27 protein-coding genes are annotated in these 22,779 nt (G+C 63.7%); 11 read left to right on the top strand and 16 right to left on the bottom strand.

The window, feature by feature from the left end; genetic code table 11:
* Window positions 1-27: 27 nt before the first annotated feature.
* Genes B0684_RS09025 through nadA form a run of 3 tightly spaced genes read right to left on the bottom strand, consistent with a single transcriptional unit; the run spans window position 28 to window position 1,811 of the window.
* A complete protein-coding gene (locus B0684_RS09025; RefSeq protein ID WP_018650557.1) occupies window positions 28-369 on the bottom strand; it encodes a HepT-like ribonuclease domain-containing protein in 342 nt (113 codons plus the stop codon).
* Window positions 370-373: 4 nt separating this feature from the next.
* Window positions 374-685, bottom strand: coding sequence for a nucleotidyltransferase family protein (locus B0684_RS09020; protein WP_018650558.1), 312 nt, complete (start codon window positions 683-685; stop codon window positions 374-376).
* Window positions 686-728: 43 nt separating this feature from the next.
* On the bottom strand, window positions 729-1,811 hold the full coding sequence (nadA, locus tag B0684_RS09015; RefSeq protein ID WP_018650559.1) for a quinolinate synthase NadA: 1,083 nt from the start codon (window positions 1,809-1,811) through the stop codon (window positions 729-731).
* 134 nt (window positions 1,812-1,945) lie between these two features.
* Between nadA and B0684_RS09010 the strand changes: the two genes are divergently transcribed.
* Together B0684_RS09010 and B0684_RS09005 are read left to right on the top strand one after the other, a co-directional pair.
* Window positions 1,946-2,377 carry a hypothetical protein gene (locus B0684_RS09010; protein ID WP_018650560.1) on the top strand — a complete coding sequence of 144 codons (432 nt, stop codon included), beginning with the start codon at window positions 1,946-1,948 and terminating at the stop codon, window positions 2,375-2,377.
* Window positions 2,374-2,913: a protein disulfide oxidoreductase gene (locus B0684_RS09005; RefSeq protein ID WP_018176226.1), complete on the top strand. Its 540-nt coding sequence runs from the start codon at window positions 2,374-2,376 to the stop codon at window positions 2,911-2,913. Before B0684_RS09010 ends, B0684_RS09005 begins: the two co-directional genes overlap by 4 nt.
* A gap of 58 nt (window positions 2,914-2,971) precedes the next feature.
* Here B0684_RS09005 and B0684_RS09000 read toward each other — a convergent pair whose 3' ends face one another.
* From B0684_RS09000 to B0684_RS08990, 3 genes are all read right to left on the bottom strand, one after another.
* Window positions 2,972-3,271, bottom strand: coding sequence for a HigA family addiction module antitoxin (locus B0684_RS09000; protein ID WP_018176227.1), 300 nt, complete (start codon window positions 3,269-3,271; stop codon window positions 2,972-2,974).
* Window positions 3,272-3,295: 24 nt separating this feature from the next.
* A complete protein-coding gene (locus B0684_RS08995; protein ID WP_077277016.1) occupies window positions 3,296-3,574 on the bottom strand; it encodes a type II toxin-antitoxin system RelE/ParE family toxin in 279 nt (92 codons plus the stop codon).
* Window positions 3,575-3,716: 142 nt separating this feature from the next.
* Entirely contained in the window at window positions 3,717-4,583 is an 867-nt protein-coding gene (locus B0684_RS08990; protein WP_018176228.1) for a formylglycine-generating enzyme family protein, read from the bottom strand.
* A gap of 282 nt (window positions 4,584-4,865) precedes the next feature.
* Here B0684_RS08990 and B0684_RS08985 point away from each other — a divergent pair, with 282 nt between their 5' ends.
* Window positions 4,866-5,399: a GspH/FimT family pseudopilin gene (locus B0684_RS08985; protein WP_018176229.1), complete on the top strand. Its 534-nt coding sequence runs from the start codon at window positions 4,866-4,868 to the stop codon at window positions 5,397-5,399.
* Window positions 5,400-5,444: 45 nt separating this feature from the next.
* Here B0684_RS08985 and B0684_RS08980 read toward each other — a convergent pair whose 3' ends face one another.
* Window positions 5,445-5,858 carry a type IV pilin protein gene (locus B0684_RS08980; protein ID WP_018176230.1) on the bottom strand — a complete coding sequence of 138 codons (414 nt, stop codon included), beginning with the start codon at window positions 5,856-5,858 and terminating at the stop codon, window positions 5,445-5,447.
* 189 nt (window positions 5,859-6,047) lie between these two features.
* Between B0684_RS08980 and B0684_RS08975 the strand changes: the two genes are divergently transcribed.
* The 4 genes from B0684_RS08975 to B0684_RS08960 all read left to right on the top strand — a co-directional run bounded on the left by B0684_RS08975 (window position 6,048) and on the right by B0684_RS08960 (window position 10,179).
* Window positions 6,048-6,599, top strand: coding sequence for a GspH/FimT family pseudopilin (locus tag B0684_RS08975; protein WP_018650561.1), 552 nt, complete (start codon window positions 6,048-6,050; stop codon window positions 6,597-6,599).
* Window positions 6,593-7,408 carry a prepilin-type N-terminal cleavage/methylation domain-containing protein gene (locus B0684_RS08970; protein WP_077277013.1) on the top strand — a complete coding sequence of 272 codons (816 nt, stop codon included), beginning with the start codon at window positions 6,593-6,595 and terminating at the stop codon, window positions 7,406-7,408. The genes B0684_RS08975 and B0684_RS08970 overlap by 7 nt, the downstream gene beginning before the upstream one ends.
* A 22-nt stretch (window positions 7,409-7,430) precedes the next feature.
* Window positions 7,431-8,729 (top strand): pilus assembly PilX family protein, encoded by a 1,299-nt coding sequence (locus tag B0684_RS08965; protein ID WP_018176233.1) that lies wholly within the window; start codon window positions 7,431-7,433, stop codon window positions 8,727-8,729.
* A 67-nt stretch (window positions 8,730-8,796) separates the two neighbouring features.
* Window positions 8,797-10,179, top strand: a complete 1,383-nt coding sequence (locus tag B0684_RS08960) for a PilV family protein (protein WP_018650562.1) — start codon at window positions 8,797-8,799, stop codon at window positions 10,177-10,179.
* Window positions 10,180-10,367: 188 nt separating this feature from the next.
* Here the strand turns inward: B0684_RS08960 and typA are convergent, their stop codons facing one another.
* The 3 genes from typA to speA form a co-directional block, all read right to left on the bottom strand.
* Window positions 10,368-12,185, bottom strand: coding sequence for a translational GTPase TypA (gene typA, locus B0684_RS08955; RefSeq protein ID WP_018650563.1), 1,818 nt, complete (start codon window positions 12,183-12,185; stop codon window positions 10,368-10,370).
* Window positions 12,186-12,597: 412 nt separating this feature from the next.
* The gene (locus B0684_RS08950) at window positions 12,598-12,840 is read right to left on the bottom strand and encodes a YcgL domain-containing protein (protein WP_018144623.1); all 243 of its coding nucleotides are present in this window, start codon (window positions 12,838-12,840) and stop codon (window positions 12,598-12,600) included.
* 4 nt (window positions 12,841-12,844) lie between these two features.
* Complete coding sequence (gene speA, locus B0684_RS08945; protein ID WP_018650564.1) at window positions 12,845-14,749, bottom strand: biosynthetic arginine decarboxylase; 1,905 nt, start codon at window positions 14,747-14,749, stop codon at window positions 12,845-12,847.
* Window positions 14,750-15,066: 317 nt separating this feature from the next.
* On the opposite strand from speA, the gene speE reads away from it, so the two are divergent.
* The 3 genes from speE to B0684_RS08930 all read left to right on the top strand — a co-directional run bounded on the left by speE (window position 15,067) and on the right by B0684_RS08930 (window position 16,717).
* On the top strand, window positions 15,067-15,918 hold the full coding sequence (speE, locus tag B0684_RS08940) for a polyamine aminopropyltransferase (RefSeq protein WP_018650565.1): 852 nt from the start codon (window positions 15,067-15,069) through the stop codon (window positions 15,916-15,918).
* Window positions 15,919-16,205: 287 nt separating this feature from the next.
* Window positions 16,206-16,433, top strand: a complete 228-nt coding sequence (locus B0684_RS08935; protein ID WP_018650566.1) for a ParD-like family protein — start codon at window positions 16,206-16,208, stop codon at window positions 16,431-16,433.
* Window positions 16,433-16,717, top strand: coding sequence for a type II toxin-antitoxin system RelE/ParE family toxin (locus B0684_RS08930; protein ID WP_018650567.1), 285 nt, complete (start codon window positions 16,433-16,435; stop codon window positions 16,715-16,717). Before B0684_RS08935 ends, B0684_RS08930 begins: the two co-directional genes overlap by 1 nt.
* 137 nt (window positions 16,718-16,854) lie before the next feature.
* Here B0684_RS08930 and B0684_RS08925 read toward each other — a convergent pair whose 3' ends face one another.
* The 6 genes from B0684_RS08925 to folB form a co-directional block, all read right to left on the bottom strand.
* Window positions 16,855-17,661 (bottom strand): ABC transporter permease, encoded by an 807-nt coding sequence (locus tag B0684_RS08925; RefSeq protein WP_018168345.1) that lies wholly within the window; start codon window positions 17,659-17,661, stop codon window positions 16,855-16,857.
* Window positions 17,652-18,272 carry an ABC transporter ATP-binding protein gene (locus tag B0684_RS08920; RefSeq protein ID WP_018650568.1) on the bottom strand — a complete coding sequence of 207 codons (621 nt, stop codon included), beginning with the start codon at window positions 18,270-18,272 and terminating at the stop codon, window positions 17,652-17,654. Before B0684_RS08920 ends, B0684_RS08925 begins: the two co-directional genes overlap by 10 nt.
* Before the next feature lie 334 nt (window positions 18,273-18,606).
* On the bottom strand, window positions 18,607-19,860 hold the full coding sequence (locus B0684_RS08915; RefSeq protein ID WP_018144631.1) for an ammonium transporter: 1,254 nt from the start codon (window positions 19,858-19,860) through the stop codon (window positions 18,607-18,609).
* 34 nt (window positions 19,861-19,894) lie between these two features.
* Window positions 19,895-20,233, bottom strand: a complete 339-nt coding sequence (locus B0684_RS08910; RefSeq protein ID WP_012981610.1) for a P-II family nitrogen regulator — start codon at window positions 20,231-20,233, stop codon at window positions 19,895-19,897.
* Window positions 20,234-20,301: 68 nt separating this feature from the next.
* Window positions 20,302-21,015, bottom strand: coding sequence for a TorF family putative porin (locus tag B0684_RS08905; RefSeq protein WP_018144632.1), 714 nt, complete (start codon window positions 21,013-21,015; stop codon window positions 20,302-20,304).
* Between the two features lie 280 nt (window positions 21,016-21,295).
* Complete coding sequence (gene folB / locus B0684_RS08900; RefSeq protein WP_018144633.1) at window positions 21,296-21,661, bottom strand: dihydroneopterin aldolase; 366 nt, start codon at window positions 21,659-21,661, stop codon at window positions 21,296-21,298.
* Between the two features lie 73 nt (window positions 21,662-21,734).
* Between folB and B0684_RS08895 the strand changes: the two genes are divergently transcribed.
* Entirely contained in the window at window positions 21,735-22,760 is a 1,026-nt protein-coding gene (locus B0684_RS08895; RefSeq protein ID WP_018650569.1) for an amidoligase family protein, read from the top strand.
* The last annotated feature ends 19 nt before the right edge of the window (window positions 22,761-22,779 follow it).

Genomic DNA, 22,779 nt, shown 5'->3' with positions numbered 1-22,779 from the left:
CGACAGTCGGCCAAAAAACCCTAGCCCCTACAACTCCTGGCGCATTTTCTCGAGACCGCTGACCAAATCTGGAAGGTGCTCGTCCACCAAATTCCAGATCGTGTCGCTGTCGATACCCAGATAGGCATGGATCAGCCGATTGCGGGTAGCAACGATCATGCGCCAGGGAATATCCGGATGCGCCTCCCGGACCTCGGAGGGCACATGACTGGCAGCCTCGCCGATCAGCTCGAGGTTACGGAGTACGGCGTCGAAGACGAGCTCATTCCGTATGAACATGTCGCGATCAAGACCATCCGTATAGGCCATCGCCTTGCGCGCGAACCGAACCATGTCGTCCAGATAGAAACGCCACTCGCGCCCGGCCATGGACTCAGACACGGATCGCCTCGCGCTCGACGAACGGACGAAGCTCGGCGCGCAGAGCTTTTTCCGAGACCAGATCCACCGGATACCCTAGAAGATCCTCGAGGTAAAACTGCACACCGAAATACTGTTGTGCGGAGGCCGGGCCGTCGTAACCCACCAGGATATCGACGTCACTCTGCTCTCCGGCCTCGTCGCGGGCCAGCGAGCCAAACAGCGCCAGGCCGCACACGCCGAATTCGCGCTCGAGATGCGCACGGTGATCCCTGAGTGCCTTCAAGACGGCGGTACGGTCCAGCCTGCGAGACATTTGGCCCATTACATCGTCCTGTTAATGCCCGTCGGTCATCCCGGCAAAGTGCTCAGGCGTCGCCTTCGGTGGCCTTGCGATGTTCGGTGGCGAAATCGAGCATGCGCTGGGTGGCGACCAGGGCCTTCTGGCGCGCGGTCTCGTCGACGAAGATCTCGTTCTTCGCCGGCTCGTTGGTGTCTTCCAGTGTCTCGGCCAGCGAGACCAGATCGTTCATCGCCATCCACGGGCAGTGCGCGCAACTGGTGCAGGTGGCGCTGTGGCCACCAGTGGGCGCCTCGATCAGCTTCTTGTCCGGCGCGGCCTGCTGCATCTTGTAGAAGATGCCCTTGTCCGTCGCGACGATGAATTCCTGTTCCGGGCGGTCCTTCACCGCCGCGATCAGCTGGCTGGTGGACCCCACCACATCCGCCTGGTGGATCACCTCGCGCGGGGATTCCGGGTGGACCAGCACGGCGGCGCCGGGATGGCGCCCGCGCAGATCTTCCAGCGCCCAGGAGCGGAATTCGTCGTGCACCACGCAGGAGCCGTCCCAAAGCACCATGTCGGCGCCGGTGGTACGGCGGATGTAATCGCCCAGGTGCTTGTCCGGGGCCCAGAGAACCTTCTTGCCCTGGTCGCGCAGGTGCTCGACCAACGGCACGGCGATGCTGGAGGTGACGACGTAATCGGCCTGCGCCTTCACGTCCACCGAGGTATTCGAATACACGACGACCGTGTGATCCGGGTATTGCGCGCGGAACTTCGCGAAGTCGTCCGGGGGGCAGCCGAGGTCCAGCGAGCACTCCGCCTCCAGCGTCGGCATCAGCACGCGCTTTTCCGGGCTCAGGATCTTGGCGGTCTCGCCCATGAAGCGCACGCCGGCCACCACCAGCGTCTCGGCCGGGTGCTCCTTGCCGAAGCGCGCCATCTCCAGGGAGTCGGACACACAGCCGCCGGTCTCGTCCGCCAGGCGCTGCAGGGATTCGTCCACGTAGTAATGCGCAACCAGCACCGCGTTGCGCTCGATCAGCAAGCGCTTAATGCGGCGCACCAGCTCGTCGCGCTGGGTGTCGGTCAACGCGTGCAGCGAGGCCGTCACATGGTCCGTGCGCGGCACGTGGAAAATCGGTTTTTCGGCCACCGGTGCGTTCATCTGCCCTCTCACCCCAGGATCCGGGGTAGATCATCGTCTTCTAATAGTACGACAGGGCCCCGGCCGCTGTCGTTCCTGCACATTGTGGGGTCGTATCCGCGCATCCCAACCGGCCCGCCTATAATGTCGCGGCCATGACCGAACTGAAGCAGCAATACAAGGCGATGACGTTCGAGGAACGCATGGACCTGGCCCTGTCCGCGGACCTCGAGGACAAGTGGCGCTCGCTACTGGTACGCGACCAGCACGCCCAGGTGAAGGCGTATTTCTCGCGGCGCATGGACCTGACGCCGGAAGAGGTCGTCCTCCTACTGGCCGACCCGAACCAGACCGTGCGCCTCAACTGCGCCAAGCGCCCGGACCTGACCCCGGACCAGGTGGAGGCCTGCGTAAACGACCGCGACCCCAACCTGCGCTACTTCGTCGCGCGCAATCCGCTGTTGACCGAGGCACAGAGGGAACGCCTGATGAAAGACGAGGACGAACTGGTACGCATCGCCGTGCGCAAGGGCCCGAAGACCCGCGGCACCCGCGCACGCCCAGGACAAGCCGAGATGATCCGTTGACCGAGACCCCGCCAGAAAAGCCGAAACGCCCCAAGCCCTCGCGGCGCCGCCGCGCGCTCAGCTGGGGCATCCAGATCGGGCTCGCGCTGGTGATCTTCCTGGCGGTGCGCGCCTGGATGGCGCGCGACATGGTCGAGGGCCCGGCGCCCCAATTCGAGGCCCTTTTGCTGGACGGCACACCCGTGTCGCTTGCGGACTACGCGGACGAACCCATGCTGCTGCACTTCTGGGCCACCTGGTGCCCGATCTGCCGCCTGGAGGCAGGCGAAATCGTGCGCCTGTCGCAAGGCCACCCGGTTCTGACGGTCGCCATGCAGTCCGGCGTGGACGAAGAGCTGCTCGAACACATGACCGAACAGGAGCGCGAACTCGCCGTGATCAACGACCCGGAGGGCGCCCTCGCCGCGCGCTACAACGTGCGCGGCGTCCCGGCCAGCTTCATCATCACACCCGACGGCGAAATCGTCTTCCGCAAGCAGGGTTACGCTCCGCCGCTCGAACTGCGCCTGCGCCTCTGGCTCGCCCGCTGGCTGTAGCCCCTTCCTGCAAACGGTGCAATTCGCTTCGCTCAGTGCACCCTACGTCCAACCGTTATCACGCGGCGCGGGGTTCGATCTCGCTACGCACGCGGTCGGCGAGTTCGATCTGGGCACGCCGCAATTCGTATTCAACCTGCAGGTTTAGCCAGAAACGTTCAGTTGTGCCGAAATAACGCGCCAGCCTCATGGCCGTGTCGGCGGAGACGCCCCGGCGCTCGCGCACAATGTCATTCATGCGCGTCGTCGGCACGTGCAATGCCCCGGCAAGCGCGTTCACACTAAGCCCTAGCGGAGCAAGAAACTCCTCGCGCAGGACCTCGCCTGGATGGATGGGCCGCATACCGTTTGTAGTCATGCTCTAACCTCCTTCGGGAACCCTTCAATGGTAATCGACGATCTCCACGTCCTCGGCACCCTCGTCGGTCCACCGGAAACAGATGCGCCACCGGGCGTTGATGCGAATGCTGTGCTGTCCTGCGCGGTCACCAGACAGGGGTTCCAGCCGGTTTCCCGGCGGTGACCGCAAATCCTGCAGCGTCTCCGCCGCTTGAAGCTGGATCAGCTTGCGTTCCGCGATCGTTCGGACGCTTGACCAACGTCGACTTCTGCCCGTTTCGAACAGTGCCCGGGTTTCCCTACACCGAAAGCTTCTGATCATGGTCACATGATATAACGCTTAACGGTAAGCGGTAAACACGCGGTGCAGTTCGCTTCGCTCAGTGCACCCTACCCTCGATAATTACCCGAACGCCGTAGGATGCGTTGAGCGCAGCGAAACGCATTGCCCTCGGGCGAAGCGACTAATCGTCCAACTCGCGCAGGACGCGGAAGCCCAGATTGGTGTCCATCTCGTCGATGTTGCGGCGGCGACGGGCGGCGCTGCGCGTGTTCACGGCAGGGTCGAACCAGGAGCCACCCTTGGTCACCACCCACTCGTTTTCCGGGTCTCGGCGATAGACGCCGTCACGCGGCAGCGACTGGTGTCCGTCGTGCCAGGGGGTGGAGGTGAACTCCTGCACGTTACCGTGCATGTCGTACAGCCCCCAGAGGTTCGGCTGGAAGCTGCCCACATCCAGCGGGCGCGACAACGGGAAACACGCCGGGATATACCACCTGCGCCGCTGGCGCCGCTCCTCGTACGGAAACAGCGAATTGAAGTGCACGTCGCGGCACCCCACCACCTCGCCAAAGGCGAACGGCGTGCGCGTGCCCGCCCGACAGGCGTATTCCCACTCCGCCTCGGTCGGCAGGCGATAGCGCTTGCCCGTCTCCTCGCTCAGCCAGTCGAGATACTGCTGGATGCTGTCCGGCTTGATGTTGAAGATCGGCATGCGCGGGGTGCTGGGCCACACCAGCCACTCCCAGGGTTCCCAGCCGGTCGCCGCCTGGAAGGCCTCCCACTCCTCGCGGGTGACTTGATAGCGCCCCAGCGCAAAGGGTCGCTCCAGCGCCACGAAGCGCCGCGGTGCCTCGTGTGGCTGATGGCCGTACTCCGAGGCATCCGAACCCATCTCGAACTCCCCGGCCGGAATCACCTGCAGCTCCGGCGTCGACGCGCCGGAACGCGCGTCGTCACGAAACCCAACCGACACCCCCGCCTGACGCGCCGCCTGCTGCTGCAAATCCAGCAGATCCGCCTGATCCATCCGCTGCACGTCCTTCACCATGACCCTGCTAACCTCCAGCACCTTCAATTCCCCCGCACCTGACACGCCGCGTCGTTACGAATGACATCGCTACACCGCCCCGTCATTGCGAGCGAAGCCAAGCAATCTCCTGTCGCATCCGCGGCATCCAGCCAAAACCACCGCCCGCATGCCTGCCGGGACCTCTGACTTGTAGGCAACCTGTCACCGGCAACGTTCCAGCACCACCCGACGGGCCCGTGGCCTCGGGCGCCGCGCTCGTCTATGCTCTCGCATGCACGCGATCTCAGGGAGGAGACGACGATGCGGACCTGCAAGGGAGTTACGGCCATCGAGCTGATGGTCGCGCTGGGCGTGCTCGCCATCCTGGCCATGCTCGCCGCCCCGGGCTTCAACCAGATGCTCGAGCGTCAACGCGTCATCGGCGCCACCAACAGCCTGCTCAACGCCATGCATCTTGCACGCAGCGAGGCGATCAAGCGCAACGAGCGCGTTACCCTTTGTCCGTCCAGCGACGGCGAGACCTGCCGCGAAGACGGCGACTGGGCATACGGCTGGATCTGGTTTGCCGACCCGGAACACTCGGGCGAGCGCTCCGAGGAAGACCCACTCATCGGCTACGAGAATCCAGGGCTACAGGACATGCTCTCGATCAAGGGGAACACCCCGGTCCGGGACTACGTGTCCTACGTAGCCCGGGGAACAACCCGGCGCACGAGCGGCGCACTGCAGATGGGCAGCTTTACCGTTTGCGGCAACGGCCACGAAGGCCGGCGCGTAATTGTCAGCAGCATCGGGCGGCCGCGAAGCGAGCCATCGAAGAGCTGTCCTGACTAGCGTTGTCCTCAGCGCGCGAAAAACGTTCGGTCAGGAACGTACGGATCACCAGCAATCATCGCCACCCGGGGTTCCATCCCGGTCCGCGCTCCCTCCGGTAACCGCGAGCGTAATGCTCTGACAATTGGAGTCATTCGCCTGGCGCCCCTGCGCGGTGGCGGTCGCGGTAAAGCTCGACCCCGACTCGTTGGATATCGCCAGCTGGTAATGCCCATCGTCCGATTCGGCGGTCAGCCCCAGATCCGAAAGGTCTCCGGTGTAGGCCGGATTATTTGCCCGCCAGCGCTCCTGTTCCATCTGAATACGCAGTAGTGAGTCATGCGCATCCGCTCGTTGCGACTTCAAGATGTAGTTCTGGTACGACGGGTAAGCGATTGCCGCCAGGATGGCCACGACCGCGACCACGATCATCAGCTCGATCAGGGTAAATCCCAGCGCCTTCGTGTTTGCTGCCTTCATCGCTCTATCCCCTCGGAGACTTCCGTTTTCGCCAAACCCGATTCCACCACAACCGCCCGCCAGCGAGCCCTGTCAATATCGCGAGTGGAAGCATTCGCACGACGAGCGGTAGCCAGACGACATGCCCAAGATACCCCAAACCGTATAATGGGAGTCGAGACCTCCCTACCTCCTGCCCGGGGACCGCGCATGGCCGCACCACAAAAACCCTTCGGCTTCACCCTGATCGAGCTCATGATCACCATCGCCGTGCTGGTGATCCTGGTCACGCTGGCCGCCCCAGCCTTCAACCTCGCCGAGCAGCGCCGTGTAATCGGCGCCGCCGAAAGCGCCCTCGACCAGATCCAGATGGCCCGCACCGAGGCCATCAAGCAGGGGCGCGATATCCGCTTCGTGAGCCAGGTGGACGGCGACGCCTGGTGTCACGGCATAACAAGCACACCCGCCTGCGATTGCACGGTCGAGGACCCGGCCGCCGCGAACGCATGCACCATCGTGATGGCAGGTGACGAGGACGCAGTGCTGCGCACGACCAGCTCGGATGATTACCGCAATGTCTCGATGACGGGCGAACAGACCATCACCTTCAATCACGTGCGCGGCACCGTGCAGGGCGACCGGTCCGATCTCCTCTTCACGTCATCGCCAAACAACTTTGTGATGCAGGTCCAGATCAATCCGATCGGACGTCCTCGCGCCTGCGGAACCAACCGTGCCATGGGGGCGTATAGCGAATGCTGAACCGAGCTAGAAACACTGCGCCGATTCCTTCGCGCCGCCGCAACGGCGCTGGGGGCTTCACGCTCATCGAGCTGATGATCGGGATCCTGGTCGGAACGATCGTGATCGCCGCGGTGATTGCCCTATACATCACGGCCATACGAGGCGCCACCTTCGTCACCCAGGAAGCCCGGCTTACGCAGGAAACGCGCATTGCGCTGGATCTAATGGCCAACGACATCCGTCGCACGGGCTATTCGCACCCCGACCGCATTGAGTTCGACGAAGAATCCGATGCGCTTCCGAGAAACCCCTTCATGGCCTCGGACCTGAACCTGGCAATTCACGAAGGCGGCAGCTGCATCCTGCTCAGCTACGACCCAACTTACGGCTACATCATCGAGGATCCGTTGCAGGCACTGGACGAGATCGACGAACAGTACGTGTTCGGCTACCGCCTGGCAGGGAATTCGATTCAGATGCTGACCGGCCAGATCGAGTCAACCGGATCATGTGACCAGAATGACGGCTGGGAAACCCTCACAGACCCGACAACAACTAACGTCACCCTGCTCGACTTCTCGCTTGACCGGTCGTCCTGCCTGCACCTAAACGCAGACGGGAACGCCACCGAGACAGCCGGCCTTTGCCCCGACAACGGCGGCGACGAAGATTTTTACTTCGAGAACCGACGCGTAACCATCCAGCTGGATGCGCAGCACGCCGACGAGCCCGACACACGGGTCTCGTTCACTGACAGCGACGACCGAGATACCAGCCTGACCGTCGGAGTCCGCAACGCGCGAATCTTTAATGGTAGCGACGACTGACCCGCTACAACGGAGCAACTGCATGACATCGTATTTTTCCAGGTTACCGCGCAGAGGCCACCAGAAAGGCCTTGCGACCCTGTTGATCACGGTGATCATCCTGGTCGCCATCACCCTGGTGATCATCTTCGCCTCCCAGACCGCCATTCTCGAACAGCGCATGTCAGCCAACGAATTGCGCATGAAACAGACCAACAACGCCGCGCAGGCGGGACTGGAAGTAGCACTGGCCTACGCAGCGGAGAACAACCGCCCCCCGGGCTGGGAAGACAATGGAGATTCGTTCCTCATGCTGGAGACAGACCGATACGCGGCCCGAGCGGCCTTCCTTGCGCCTACGGCTGCGAGTGAAGCCTTCGGCACCGCGGATGCAATCTGCGGCAATACTCCGGACGCCTTTGCTCAAGCAGTGGCCAACCTAAACTCTGCTTCCGGCGATCCTTTGCTGCTCACCAGCGCTGACGAAGAAACAAACATCCGGAATGCCGTGGCCCTTTCTTGCGGCTGGAGCGATGACCGAGCCGGACGGAAGGCGATACTGGTCGGCGTACAGGCCGGTCCATCAATCGCGAATCCACCTGACAATCCCCTCGTGACACGAGGAGGCCTCGCAATCTCCGGTACAGCTGCGGTTTACAACGCGTACACGGACACCACCATCCGCTCCGGTGGTGAAATCAACATCAGCGGTGGTGGTACAGGTAACAGTTTCCTCTTGCGCGAGGGCGAATCCCGCCCTTCCACGGACCCAGCCAACCCAGACCCAGTCCCTCTGGACGGGGACGGGACTTATGTCCAGGAGTCTCGCGGTGACCTGCTGGGCCTTGATGTCATCGACCGAGACGACAACTTTGGCGTCACCGGAGATGAGTTCTTCGAATCATTCATGGGCTCCAGCATGGAGTCATACAAGGAAAACCAAATCGAAAATGTCCTCGAATCAAACGGAGACCGATTCGAATTTGACGCAAGCGAATGGGGCCAGACGATCTGGATCGAAGGCGATGCCGAACTGACTGGGACCTTGGGTAGCCGCGAAAACCCCGTACTGCTAGTTGTGGAAGGTGACCTCAGGACAACGGGTAATTTCCAAGACTTTCACGGCATTCTCTACATTACCGGCGACCTTATCGCGCGAGGCAATCCCCGGTTCTTTGGTGCCGCCATTGTCCAGGGGCGTACGGACGTACCTGACGACGCAGAGGTCTCCGGTACACCCTTCTTCTACTTTGATCCGATCGCAGCTGGCGGTGCGGGCAGCGTAGGGGCACGCTCTCTGGTATCTGGAAGCTGGCGCGACTGGACCCATGGCGTTGACTAAAGCAAGCACCACCGCCCGCCTGCATCCAACGACAGCCCCGTCACGCTTCGCGTACAGAGGTTCAAAGATGATGTCTCACCCTAAACAGCGCACGTTCGGAATCACGTTGATCGAGGCACTAATTGCCTTGGCGGTGATCGGCCTCGGAATCCTTGCGTTGTCCAAGCTGTACGGGGACCTGATGGTCTCGACGGCAGACTCCAAGGCCCGGGCGGAAGCCGTCCAGGTCATGGAGTCCCGCATCGACAAGATGCGTGATTCCCTCACGGAGACAGATTTCAACCTTGCGAAGGATGCATTGACCGAAGGCTTCACCGGGACCAATGCAAATTTTCGTTTTGAGCTTGACGAAGGAACCATCAACTCCCTCGATGGCACCACCACAATCGAGCTGACAGCATTCTGGGACAACGCGAGAGATGAAGAACAGAGCGTTCAAGTCGCGAGCGTACTCTACTGGACCGACCCCCTTCTGAGCCTTAACCAGGCGCGGGGACGCCTCCCCGGCGGCCAGAATATCGCATCGCCCTCCGGTGACGCCCGCACTGGCGGGGACCCAATTGACCCGTCAGACGCAACGACGCTGGCCGAGCTGCCTGATGACCGAGGGTTTGGACGGATGGAGATGCGCGCAGATGATGATCGTCGCCAACTGGTCCGCATTGACACGGACGGGACCGAGACCGTTCTTCTCGAAACCGACCTTTCTCTGGGATTCAGCACGATCTCGGGGTTGGTAATCCGTCTATTTGACGACGATCAATTCGATACTCTGCGTGCCCGCGTCTCCGATTCCGGCTATTGCGTAAACAACGACATCCCTGAATTCGAACCCGAGACGTTCTTTTATCGATGCTACGTGGGACGGGGATGGTTCGGCAATATCGCCGTCCGCGACTCTCAAATCGACGTGTCCGACCAAAGTGGCGCAATCGCAGTGGGCGACCCCGAGTTCGACCTCGCAGATTCGGGGGATAACGAACCCCGAGTCACCGAACCGTCCGTCTCGATCCGCCGGGCCTTCCGGGGCAGCGGGATATGGCAGCGCGCAGAGCTCGGGATGACCCACCCGCTGGTGCAGGCCCTCGTCGAGCGCGACTCCGCCGACGGTATCCGCCCCACCTGGCTGCCACCGGCGTTCGACGCCAGTGACAGCGCCCCTCCGGAGTACGTGACACGTGAAAGCGCAGGTGGTCCAAACGTTGATTACGCGGATTATTTCGACGATGACTATCAACTCATCGATTTTGGCCAGCACTTTGTATTCGACCAAATCACGGGGCAGCGCACCCCCACTCAAGCGAAGTCCGCGCCCGAAGACGCGAACGAGCAGATCGTCGATTTCCTCGGTTGGGATACCACAACAGACGGAGCCCCCTTGGCCAATAACGCAGGGGAGTTCTATCGCCAATGGTGTGATCAAACTGACGTCACTTGTCCCGGATTTTAGTACAACCGGGATCAAACCTTGCCTCTTTGCCTGGCGCCCTATCCTCAATAACGGTTTCGCGATTTCCAGGAGGGCGACAGCGGGCTGGAGCCGAAGCTTCGGAGTCGACACATCAAAAGCGCCCGGCGGCTGAACCGACCGGGCGCTTTTCTTTCCCTTGGCCCCTGGAGGGGCGTTGGCGCTAGCGGTTACGCCGAGGCGCGGGAGGCCTTCTTGCGCTCGTGCTCCACCAGGAACTTCTTGCGGATGCGGAGGCTCTCCGGGGTGACCTCGACCAGCTCATCTTCGTCGATGAACTCGATGGCCTGCTCCAGCGTCATGCGGATCGGCGGGGTGAGCTGGATGTTCTCGTCAGTGCCGGACGCGCGGACGTTGGTGAGCTGCTTGGCCTTGAGCGCGTTCACGACCAGGTCGTTCTCGCGCGAGTGCAGCCCGATGACCATGCCCTCGTAGACCTCTTCGCCGGGGCCGATGAACATCTTGCCGCGATCCTGCAGGTTAAACAGGGCAAAGCCCAGCGCCTTGCCGGTGGCGTTGGCGATCAGCACGCCGTTCTGGCGCGAGGCGACCGAACCGGGCTGGTACGGGCCGTAGTGATCAAAGATGTGGTGCAGGATGCCGGTGCCGGAGGTCGCGGTCATGAACTCGGTCTGGAAGCCGATCAACCCGCGCGACGGGATGATGAAGTCCAGGCGCACGCGGCCCTTGCCGTCGGGGACCATGTTGGTCATGTCGCCGCGGCGTTCGCCGAGCTTCTCCATGATCGTGCCCTGGTGCTGCTCCTCGATGTCCACGGTGACGGCTTCGTAGGGCTCCTGCCGCACGCCGTCGACTTCCTTGATGACCACCTCGGGGCGCGCAACGGAGAGCTCGTAGCCCTCGCGACGCATGTTCTCGATCAGGATGCCGAGATGCAGCTCGCCGCGGCCGGAGACCTTGAACTTGTCCGGGTCCTCGCCCTCTTCGACGCGCAGCGCGACGTTGTGCTTGAGCTCTTCCTGCAGGCGATCGCGCAGCACGCGCGAGGTGACGTACTTGCCTTCGCGCCCGGCGAACGGCGAGGAGTTGACCTGGAAGGTCATGCTCACGGTCGGCTCGTCGACGGTGAGCGGTTCCATCGCCTCGACGTGGTTCGGATCACACAGGGTGTCGGAGATGAACAGCTTGTCCATCCCGGTAAAGGTAATGATGTCGCCGGCGCGGGCCTCTTCGACCTCCACGCGCTCCAGGCCGTGGAAGCCCATGATCTGCAGCATGCGGCCATTGCGCACGCCGCCTTCGCGGTCCACCACTTTCACCGGGCTGTTCGGCTTGATGTGCCCGCGCTTCACGCGGCCGATGCCGATCAGGCCCTGGTAGCTGTTGTAGTCCAGCGAGGAGACCTGCATCTGGAACGGGCCTTCCGCATCGACGTTCGGCGGGGACACATGCTCGACGATGGTCTCCAGCAGGCAGGTCATGTCGCCTTCGGTAACGCTGGAATCCATGCCGGCAAAGCCGTTCAGCGCGGAGGCGAACACGATCGGGAAGTCCAGCTGCTCGTCGGTCGCGCCCAGGCGATCGAACAGGTCGAAGACCTGATCCACGGCCCAGTCGGGGCGCGCGCCGGGGCGGTCCACCTTGTTGATCACCACGATCGGCTTGAAGCCCATGGCGAAGGCCTTCTGGGTGACAAAGCGGGTCTGCGGCATCGGGCCATCCACCGCGTCCACCAGCAGCAGCACCGAGTCGACCATCGACAGCACACGCTCGACCTCGCCACCGAAGTCGGCGTGTCCGGGGGTGTCGACGATGTTGATGCGGTAGTCCTTCCATTCGATGGAAGTGTTCTTGGCGAGAATGGTGATCCCGCGTTCCTTCTCGATGGCGTTGGAGTCCATGATCCGCTCGCCGTGATCGCCACGCTTGTCGAGGGTGCCGGACTGGCGCAGGAGCTGGTCGACCAGCGTGGTCTTGCCATGATCAACGTGGGCGATGATGGCGATATTGCGAAGCTTCTCGGTCATGGAATGCAAACTCTAGATACTGGCAAAAGGGCCGACACTATACAGAGTTATGCGTTGGCGCGCTGAGACTTCCACGTTTTCAGCGCAGGCTCCGCACGCTTGCGCCCGTCATCCCGGCCAAAGCGCGGCGCAGTTCGCGCCCCGACAATGCCGAGCGACCTCGTCATCCCGGCCGCAGCGCAGCGAAGAGCCGGAATCTCCCACGCCGGATACCCCCAAGGCCTGGCCAGACCACGGCGCACAAGATCCCGGATCACCGCTGCGCGGTGTCCGGGATGACGGGGGAGAGGCCGGTGCCCAGGACGCCGAAGAGGGCGCCAGCGGCAGGGTGACGACGATATGCAACGATCCGGGGTGACGGAGAGCCCCCCCCCCCAGGTCGACGGCAAGGGCCCAAGCGGCTAGGTCAGGGCTAGCGGTCTTCTTCCGGAGGCGGGAACTGGAGGTGGAAGCCCTGCTCATCGAGGTTGGCGAGGACCTTCTGCGGGTCTTCCTGGGCCAGGGTGCGTTCCGGGGTCAGCTCGAATTCCAGAGCGAACTCCAGGCGACCGAGCGCCCGAACCACGCCCTCGGGGAGTTCGGAGAAATCATCCTTCTCCGGGAGATACACATAGGTATCGGCGCGCTTGGTCGCGCGATAGACGTAACACTGCATGGGTTCAGTCCTCGAGATAGGTGTAGCCGGTCAGGCCGTGTTCCAGTTCCGCCAGCAGGCGCCCGGCGGCCTCGCCGCGCAGGCCGATGGCATCGATCTTGGCGCGGAAGGCGCGGCGCAGGTCGTCCGGGGCGAAGTGCACGTAGGAGAGCAACTCGTCCACGGTGTCGCCGCGCTCGGGGTTCAGCAGGCGGTAGCCACCCTGCTCGGTCAGCTCCACGTTCACCGTGTCGGTGTCGCCGAACAGGTTGTGCAGGTCGCCGAGGATCTCCTGGTAGGCCCCGACCAGGAAGATGCCGAGATAGTAGGCCTCGCCCGTTTTCCACGGGTGCAGCGCCAGGGTGGTGTGCGTACCCTCGCGCTCCACGTAGTGCTCGATGTGGCCGTCGGAGTCACAGGTCAGATCCTGCAGCACGGCGCGGCGGGTCGGGGCCTCGTCCAGGCGGTGCAGCGGCATGATGGGGAAGATCTGGTTGATCGCCCAGGTATCCGGGATCGACTGGAACACGGAGAAATTGCAGAAAACCTTGTCCGCCAGCTTGTCCGTCAGCTCCGCATGGATCTCGGCCGGCAGCGCATCCGGCTGTGCCAGCAGCCGCTGACACAGGGCGAAATAGATCGCCTCGGCGCGCGCCCGGTCCGCCAGCGAAAGCATCCCGCGGGCGAAACGCGCCTGCAGGTCGGACAGGCCGAAGGCGGCGTCGTGATAGATCTCCGAGGCCGGGCGGTCGCGCTCGTCCAGCAGCGCGCGCATCGCGGCGATCTCGGGCAGCTCGTCGTCCGGCGCCGGCGGTATAGCACCATCCCCCGGGGCTGGCTCGCAGTCGATCACGTTGGTGATCAACACCGCGTGATGCGCGGTCAGCGCCCGTCCCGACTCGCTGAACACCTCGGGCATGGCGAGATCATGCTCCTCGCAGATGCGCTTGAGCGGGCGCAGGATGTTCAGCGCGTACTCCTCCACCGAGTAGTTGATGGAGCATTCGTTGCGCGAGCGCGACCCCTCGTAGTCGATACCCAGGCCGCCGCCGACATCCACCACCTGAAGCGCGGCACCCGCTTCGGTCAGCGCGGCGAAGTAGCTGGCCGCCTCGCCCATGCCGTTCTGGATATCGCGGATGTTCGCGATCTGCGAGCCCATGTGGAAGTGCAGCAGCTGCAGCCGATCCAGCCAGCCGAGGCCGCGCAGGCGCTCGAGGATGCCCAGCACATCCGCCGCGGACAGACCGAACTTGGCCTTCTCGCCACCGGTGTTCTGCCACTTGCCCTTGCCAATCGACGACAGGCGCACGCGCAGCCCCAGCAGGGGTGCGATATCCATGTGCTCGGCCTGGCGGATGACCTCCTCCAGCTCCGAGGGCTTCTCGATCACGATGTACACGCGATGCCCGAGCTGGCGCCCGATCAGCGCCAGGCGCACGTATTCGCGGTCCTTGTAGCCGTTGCAGATGATCGCGGCGCCCGGGCGCGACTGTGCCAGCACAGCCATCAGTTCCGGCTTGCTGCCCGCCTCCAGCCCCACCCGTGGGGTAAAGCCATCGGCATCCGGCGTGTCGCCCGCCGCCAGGATCTGATCCACCACGCTGCGCTGCTGGTTCACCTTGATCGGATAGATCGCCGTGAACGCGCCCTGGTAGTCCAGCTCGCGTGCGGCCGCATCGAAGGCCCGCGCCAGGCGGCGCACACGCCCGTCCAGCACGTCCTGGAAACGCACCAGCACCGGCGGCCCGATATGCTCCTCGCGCAGCCGCCCGGCCAGCTCATGCAGATCGACACCCGGGTGATCCGGCCAATCCGGTCGCCGCATCACCACATGGCCAGCGTCGTTCAGATCGAAAAAGCCACCATTCCAGTGGTCGATCCCGTAGGTGGCGCGGGCCTCATCCAGATTCCAGGGCGTGACGGTCATGGCGATTCCTTGGGATCTACGAAGACATCTCGCCCGTCATTGCGAGGAGCCGCAGGCGACGAAGCACAAAAGCAGCGAAGCTGCGTTGAACGGCCGCCGGCCGGCCCGAAGGGCGAGCGTAGCGAGTAATCTCCTGAACGAGGGCCGTGCGTTTGGTTGCGCTGCTCGCCCTCGGCGTTCCGGTGGACATGGAAAGCGATTGCCGCGTCGCTTCGCTCCTCGCAGTGACGGGGAGGTTCAGAGTTGCCCGCAGGATACAGGGCACTATCATAGCGGCGCATCATACCGTCCACCGCATCCGCAAGGGGAGCCGCCCAATGGCACTCGACAACAACTGGTTCAGCGAACCGCACGAAAACATGGCGCTGTCCCTGCGCATCAAGCAGAAGCTGCACGAAGAACAGACCCCGTACCAGAAGATCGAGATCTACGAGACCGAGGCCTTCGGCAACCTGATGGTGATCGACGGCTGCGTGATGCTCACCGGGCGCGACAACTTCATCTACCACGAGATGATGTCGCACCCGGTGCTCTACTCGCACAGCGCCCCGAAGAACGTGGTCATTATTGGCGGCGGCGACTGCGGCACCCTGCGCGAAGTGCTCAAGCACGACGAGGTGCAAAAGGCCGTGCAGGTAGATATCGACGAGCGCGTCACCCGCTTGGCCGAGCAGTACTTCCCGGAGCTGTGCGACGCCAACGACGACCCGCGCGCCGAGCTCCTGTTCGACGACGGCGTGCAGTACCTGCAGGACGCCACACCCGGCTCCGTCGACGTGATCATCGTCGACTCCACCGATCCGGTGGGCCCGGCCGAAGGCCTGTTCTCCACCGCCTTCTACAAGGACTGCGTGAAGGCCCTGGGCCCGGATGGCCTGCTGGTACAGCAAAGCGAATCGCCGCTGTTGCATACCGAGAGCATCATCCGCCCGATGCACGACAGCCTGCGCGCGGCCGGCTTCATCGATGCATTGACGATGCACTTCCCACAACCCACCTACCCCTCCGGCTGGTGGACCTGCACCATCGCGGCGAAGGACGCCCCGGTGTCCTTCCTGCGCGAGGAAGCCGCCGAGGAGGCGGCGTTTGTCACCCACTACTACAACGCCGCCATCCACCGCGCCGCCGGGGCCACGCCCGAGTTCTTCCGCCGCAAGCTGTTCGCCTGATCCCGGGCAGGCCCCTGGCGCGACCCAAACCCGTCATTGCGAGGCCCCGCAGGGGCCGCGGCACAAAAGCGCGAAGCGCGTTGAACGGCCGCAGGCCGGCCCGAAGGGCGAGCGCAGCGAGTAACCTCCCGACGCAACCCCGACGTTTGCCCGGGCCGGCGCTGGGGCGCCCACGGAGATCGCCACGTCGCTGCGCTCCTCGCAATGACGGTGCTTGCTGGCCCCGTCATTGCGAACCATGCAGGGCCGCGCTAATCTGACTACATTTGTAGTAGAGGAGGCACGCCATGAGTTTGCCCGTCCGCATTGATGAGACGCTGTATCAGCAGGCCCGGGCCCACGCCAAGGCCGAGCACCGGACCATCGCCGGTCAGATCGAGTTCTGGGCCGAAGTGGGGCGCACCGCCATGGACAACCCCGACCTGCCCATCGACTTCGTCTGTGAACTGCTGATCGCTCGCGCCGAGGGGCGGGAACTCGCGACCCCGTTCACACCCGAGGGCAAACCCGACTAATGGCCGCGGACGTGGAGGTGCTGCAAAGCATCCGCTTCCGGCGCGCCTACAAGCGCCTCCATCCCGCCCAGAAGGCCGACGTGGACGAAGCGGTTGCCGAGATCGTCCGCAACCCCGAGATCGGCACCAGCAAGAAAGGCGATCTGGCCGGAGTCATGGTCTACAAGTTCAAGTCGCGCGAGCAACTGATGCTGCTCGCCTACGAGTACGACCCCACCACCCGCCTCCTGCTACTGCTCGGCACACACGAAAACTTCTACCGAGATTTGAAACGCGGCTCGTAGGGTCTGCACGCGCAGGGGGTCGCGAAACACACGCCATGTGATGCGGTTCGCTGCGCTCAGCGCATCCTACGAGGGCTCGGCCGCGCGCCGCAGGGCGCATTGAGCGAATGCGAAATGCACCGTTCGGGCGGATATGGCTACGTGTGGCGGCCCGGCTTGAGGCGGTCGAGGCGCAGGCGTTCGCGGGTGTCGAACAGGCGGCGGGAGGCGAACCAGACCGCGCCGAGGGTGCCGAAGCCGGTGCCGGCAGTGATCAGGAACATGATCAGGATCTGGTACTTGACCGCCTCCACCGGCGGGGCACCGGCGAGGATCTGGCCCGTCATCATGCCCGGCAGGCTGACGATACCGGCCGCGGCCATGGCATTGATGGTCGGCATCAGGCCGGAGCGGGCGGCCTCGCGGCGCATGGTGGCGACGGCCTCGCTCCAGCCCGAGCCCAGCGCCAGGCGGGCCTCGATGGTGCGGCGCTCGCGCCAGACCGTCTGGGTCAGGCGGTCCAGCCCCAGCGCGATGCCGGTCATGGTGTTGCCCAGCAGCATCCCCAGCAGCGGGATGGCGTACTGCGGCTCCCACCAGGGCGAGGGTCCCACCATCGTGGTCAGCGCAAGCACGGTGACGGCAAAGGCCGAAACGAACATGGTGACCGCACCGATCCCGTAGCCCCACAGCCCGGCAAAACGGCGCTGCTGACGCGCCATCACCTCGTAGCCCGCGATCGACACCATGACCAGCGCCATCAGTGCCACCCAGCCCAGGTGCGCGTGGTCGAACAGCGTCTGCAACACCAGGCCGATCAGCAGCAGCTGGATCACGGTGCGCGCCCCGGCGATCAGCAGGCTGCGCCCCAGCCCCATGCGCGCCCAGATGGTCAGACCAGCCAGGGCGACAACCAGCAGCGCCGCCAGCGTCAGATCCAGCGCGGAAAGCGAGATCAGGTCCATGCGTTTGCCTCCAACTGGCCATCGCGGATGGTCAGGATGCGCCCGCCCAGACGCTGGCGCTGCAGCGTGTCATGACTGACCCATAGTGCCGCCGCCTCTTCTTCGGCCAAGTACGCCCGCACCGCGCGCTCGATGCGCTTGGTGTTCTCCAGGTCCAGGTTGGCGGTGGGCTCGTCCAGCAGCAGGACACGGGGCCGGTTCAGCAGCGCGCGCACCAGACCCAGGCGCTGTTTCTCGCCGCTGGAGAGACGCTCGACCTCCCACCCCAGCGAGGCCTCCGGCAACGCGACCTGTTTCAGCAGGTGCAGGGCCGCCTCGCGAGAGAAATCGGCCGGCAGGTGTTCGTCCACGCGCTCGCCCCACCAGGCGGTCTCGGCCGACACATAGGCCACGCGCCGGCGCCACTGGACCGGCAGCATGGCGTCGCGCGCCTCGCCGTTCAGCATCACCTCCCCCGTGCTGGGGTCGAGATCCGCCAGGGCGCGCAACAGCAGGGACTTGCCGGCACCCGAGGCGCCGGTGACCTGCACCAGTTCGCCCGGCTGAACCGCCAGGTCCAGCGGGCCCAGCTGGGCTGTTTTCAGTTGTCGGACGTCCAGCAGGCGATCCATGCGACAGGGTTCCGGTGCGGCAAAAGCGGGATCGTAACCGAAGCCGGGGTACGGGGATGAATGGCCGGACCGGGAGACCCTGCTTGCTGGGAAGAGAGCCGGCCGGGGTGTTAGTAGCCCGCGGGCATCAGTCGCAAGAACCGCCGCGGGCGGGGGCTTCGCGGGCAAGCCCGCTCCCACAGGGTGTATCGAACAAAAAAAAGGGCGCCCGATAAAGGGGCGCCCAAAGGCCAACATCCAAGTCCTGGGAGACTGTCTTGTCGGCGTCGGAGGAGACGATGTATCGGGATCGAGCCGGGTTACGGCCCGACCCCGGTTTCAGGTTAACGAAGCTTTATTGCTTCCCGGTGAACTCCGGGTAGGCCTCGAGACCGCACTCGGCGATATCGGCGCCCATGGCCTCGTCCTCTTCGCTCAGGCGGATGCCCATCACCGCCTTGAGGATCGCCCAGACGATCAGGCTGGCCACGAAGACGAAAACGAAGATGGCGAGCAGGCCCACGATCTGCCCGAAGAAGGTCGCATCCGGGTTGGACAGCAGGACCGCCATCACACCCCAGATACCGGCGGTACCGTGCGCGGAGATCGCACCAACCGGGTCGTCGATCTTCAGCTTGTCGAGGGCGACGATCGAGAACACCACGATCACACCACCCACGGCACCGATGATCATCGCCAGGACCGGGCTGGGCATCAGCGGCTCGGCAGTGATGGACACCAGCCCCGCAACCGCTCCGTTCAGTGCCATGGTCAGGTCGGCCTTGCCGAAGATCAGACGGGTGGTGATCAGCGCGGCAACCACACCCCCGGCCGCGGCCAGGTTGGTGTTGGCGAACACGGCGGCCACGGCATTGGCGGACTCGATGTCCGACACCTTCAGCTCGGACCCGCCATTAAAGCCGAACCAACCCAGCCACAGGATCAGCACACCCAGCGTGGCCAGCGGCATGTTGGAACCCGGAATGGCGTTGATCTTGCCATCCGCGCCGTACTTGCCCTTGCGCGCCCCGAGGAGCAACACACCGGCCAGCGCCGCAGCGGCACCCGTGAAGTGGACGATGCCGGAACCGGCGTAGTCCAGGTAGCCGATCTGGTCGAGGATACCGCCACCCCAGCTCCAGAAGCCCTGGATCGGGTAGATGAAGCCCGTCAGCACGACCGCAAAGGCCAGGAAGGCCCACAGTTTCATGCGCTCGGCCACGGCACCCGAGACGATGGACATCGCGGTGGCCACGAACACGACCTGGAAGAAAAAGTCGGCACGATCGGAGTAGTAGATGTCGCCACCGCTACCCAGCACGTCCGCGACTGCGTTGTCGCCGCTGATCAGGAAGCCCAGCCCCGGGATAATGGAGCTGAGACCATCGCTGTACATGATGTTGTAGCCGATCAGCATGTACATGATGCTGGCGATCGAATACAGGGCGATATTCTTGGTTGCGATTTCGGCCACACTCTTGGTGCGCACCATACCGGCCTCGAGCATGGTAAAGCCCGCGGCCATCCACATCACCAGTGCACCGGCCACCAAAAAGTAAAAGGTGTCCATCGCATAGGCGAGTTCGACAACTTGCTGTTCAATTTCCATGATTGAAATTCCTCATTCGCTGGAAGGCAAAGGTTTAAAGCGCTTCCGGTCCGGTTTCGCCCGTGCGAATACGCACGACCTGCTCCACCGGCGTAATAAAGATCTTGCCGTCGCCGATCTTGCCCGTGCTGGCGGACTTTGAAATGGCCTCGACGACCTGGTCGACCAGGTTTTCGTCAACGGCCACTTCAAGCTTCACCTTGGGCAGAAAATCGACTACATACTCGGCACCGCGATACAACTCGGTATGACCGCGCTGGCGACCAAAACCCTTCACTTCGGTCATGGTCATGCCCTGCACGCCGATCTCCGAGATCGCCTCGCGAACATCATCAAGCTTGAACGGCTTGATCACGGCGGTAATCATCTTCATGTCAGACTCCTGTGGGCGGGTCCGCTGATCCACGGACCCGCCTTTTCATTAAGAGGTAATAGCCGGCTTCAGAACGTCTTGGACCAGCCCACCCAGGCGCCCAGGTCCTCGTCGGATTCGTCGACATACTCGAGGTTAAGGCTGAACTCGCCCCAGTCCCCGGCGTCGCGCGCCAGGCTGGCGGTGTAATGGGTGTAGTTTTCGGCATCGGAATCGTCGAAGCGGGTACGACCCACGAGGAACCCGGCGCTGTAGACATCCATGAACGGGATATCCAGACCGGCGTAGAAGTACATGTCGTCATCCTGCAAGGCCGAGTCATCACTGTCGTGAACAACATAGGCCATACCGCCGTAGAGACCGACGGTGCCAGTATCAAAGCTGACTTCCCCGTAGATCTCGCCAAAGTCGGCGCTCAGGGAGCCGGTGTCATCACGGGCATCGGGGTAGGCATAGTAGATGTAGCCAACGTCGTATCCGAACCCGCTGGCGAACTCGTCGGCGAATCCGGCATAGAGATCGAGTTCGTAGCTGGTGTCATCACCAAAATCGACGTTCGACAGCCAGGTTCCGGCGTAAAACCCGGAGGCATGCTCGTAATCAATGCCGCCCTGAATGGCCGCACCGTCATCGCTTTCGGAAAAGCCCCTGAAGTAGTAGTTGGACACCGCACCAATGTTCACGGACAGCTCCGCGGCGGCGGTGGAGGTAAACGCGACGCCACCGGTGGAGCCTACGGTGAGGACAGCAGCGGCCAGCGCGGAACGGGTGAACTTCTTCATATTGGTCATCTCCCAGATTGGTCAATCGAGTGTCGCGTAGTCGACACCCGGTCCTTGCACGGGCTGTGCCAAGTACCAAAAGGGAGCAAAATCGGCTTTTCACAACACGTGTTGCGGCCGAACCACGAGGTTTTGCCTCTGGATGGTGCGCACTAAAAGTGCACACGCACCAAAAGCGTGCGATCAACGAAAAGTGTGAACACGGTCCGGTCCCCGCACGGGCCAGACGCGGAACAAGAGACAGGAAAGCGGGCCGGAAGGGCCCGTAGGAGAAGAGGGGCTAGTCGGACGTCGCGAGGGTGCCGCGCTCGATCTCGATGCCGACCTCGCGTACACCGGGAACGGCCCCGGGCTTGCCCAGTTTGATGCGCACCCAGGGGGTGCCGAACTGGGCCATCAGGGCCTCGGCGATCTCTTCGGCCAGGGATTCCAGCAGCGCGTGCGGCTCGCGCGTGACGATGGCGCGCACCGCGTTGGCCACCGCCTCGTAATCGACGGTATCGCCGATCTCGCCGGAATAGGCGGCGATGCGGGTATCCGCCGCCAGTTCGATGTCGAATCGCAGGCGGCGCTGGATCCGCTGTTCCCAGTCGTAGACACCAACAACGGCATCGATTTCGAGGTCGCGCAGATAGATTCGATCCATGGGCTCGGCGGGCTCCTGTAGGTCGGCGCCTATCCTACTGCCCGGGCCGCACGAGGTACACCGAGCCGTTATCATGGAGCTCTCCTTGCACGGCTTCGAGACACGCATGAGCGAGCCCTTCCACGACCTCCCGTGGCCCGACACCCCCGAGGGCGAACCGCGCCGCATCGGGGTAGAGATCGAGATGGCCGGGGTCTCGCTGGAGATTATGGCCGAAGCAGTAAAGGCCGAATTCGGAGGGCAGATCGAACCGGACAGTGCGTTCGTCGCCCGCGTGCGCGATACCGACGTCGGCGACTTCCAGCTGGAACTGGACGCCCGGGTGCTGAAGGACCGGGCCTACCGCGAGCATCTCGCGCGCCTCGGCATCTCGCTGGACGACTCCGACAAGGCGGCGCTGGATCGCTGGCTGGCCGACGCCGCCGGCCGCCTGGTGCCGCATGAAATCGTGGCCCCGCCGATCCCGGTGGCCGACCTGCCCCGCCTGGACCGGGTACGCGCGGCCCTGCAAGAGGCCGGCGCCCAGGGCACCGAACGCTCGTTTCTCTACGCCTTCGGGTTGCAGATCAATATCGAGATCCACCGCACCGATGCCGAGTGGCTGCTGGCGATCCTGCGCAGCTTCCTGCTGATGGCCGAGGCCCTCACCGCGGCCGGCGCAATCGACCTGGCACGGCGACTGTCGCCCTACATTCGGGCATTTCCCGGGCCCTTTGTACGCCACATGCTGGACCCGGACTTCCAACCCGATCAGGCCGGCCTGATCGATGCCTACCTGGCACACAGCCCGACGCGCAACCGACCACTGGACCTGTTGCCCTTGTTTGCCCACTTGGACCCGGAACGGGTCAACGCCGCACCGGTGGAACACGACTTGATCAAACCGCGCCCGGCCTTCCATTACCGCCTGCCGAACTGCGAGATCGACGACCCGGACTGGAGCCTGGCGCGACCGTTCAATGGCTGGGTCGAGGTGGAACGCCTGGCGGCGGATCCGGAACGCCTGGAGCGCCTGTCGCGGGAATACCTGGACCGCCCCGGCCAGGCCCTCGGCCGCTGGGCCGACGACTGGAGCCAGCGCCTCCGTGACTGGTTCTGACTCGGCTCCCAATGCAACC

It is taken from the genome of Thioalkalivibrio versutus (assembly GCF_001999325.1).
GTDB lineage: Bacteria > Pseudomonadota > Gammaproteobacteria > Ectothiorhodospirales > Ectothiorhodospiraceae > Thioalkalivibrio > Thioalkalivibrio versutus.
Note: the sequence above shows the minus strand (reverse complement) of the source record. Positions and strands in the feature narration are given on the sequence as shown.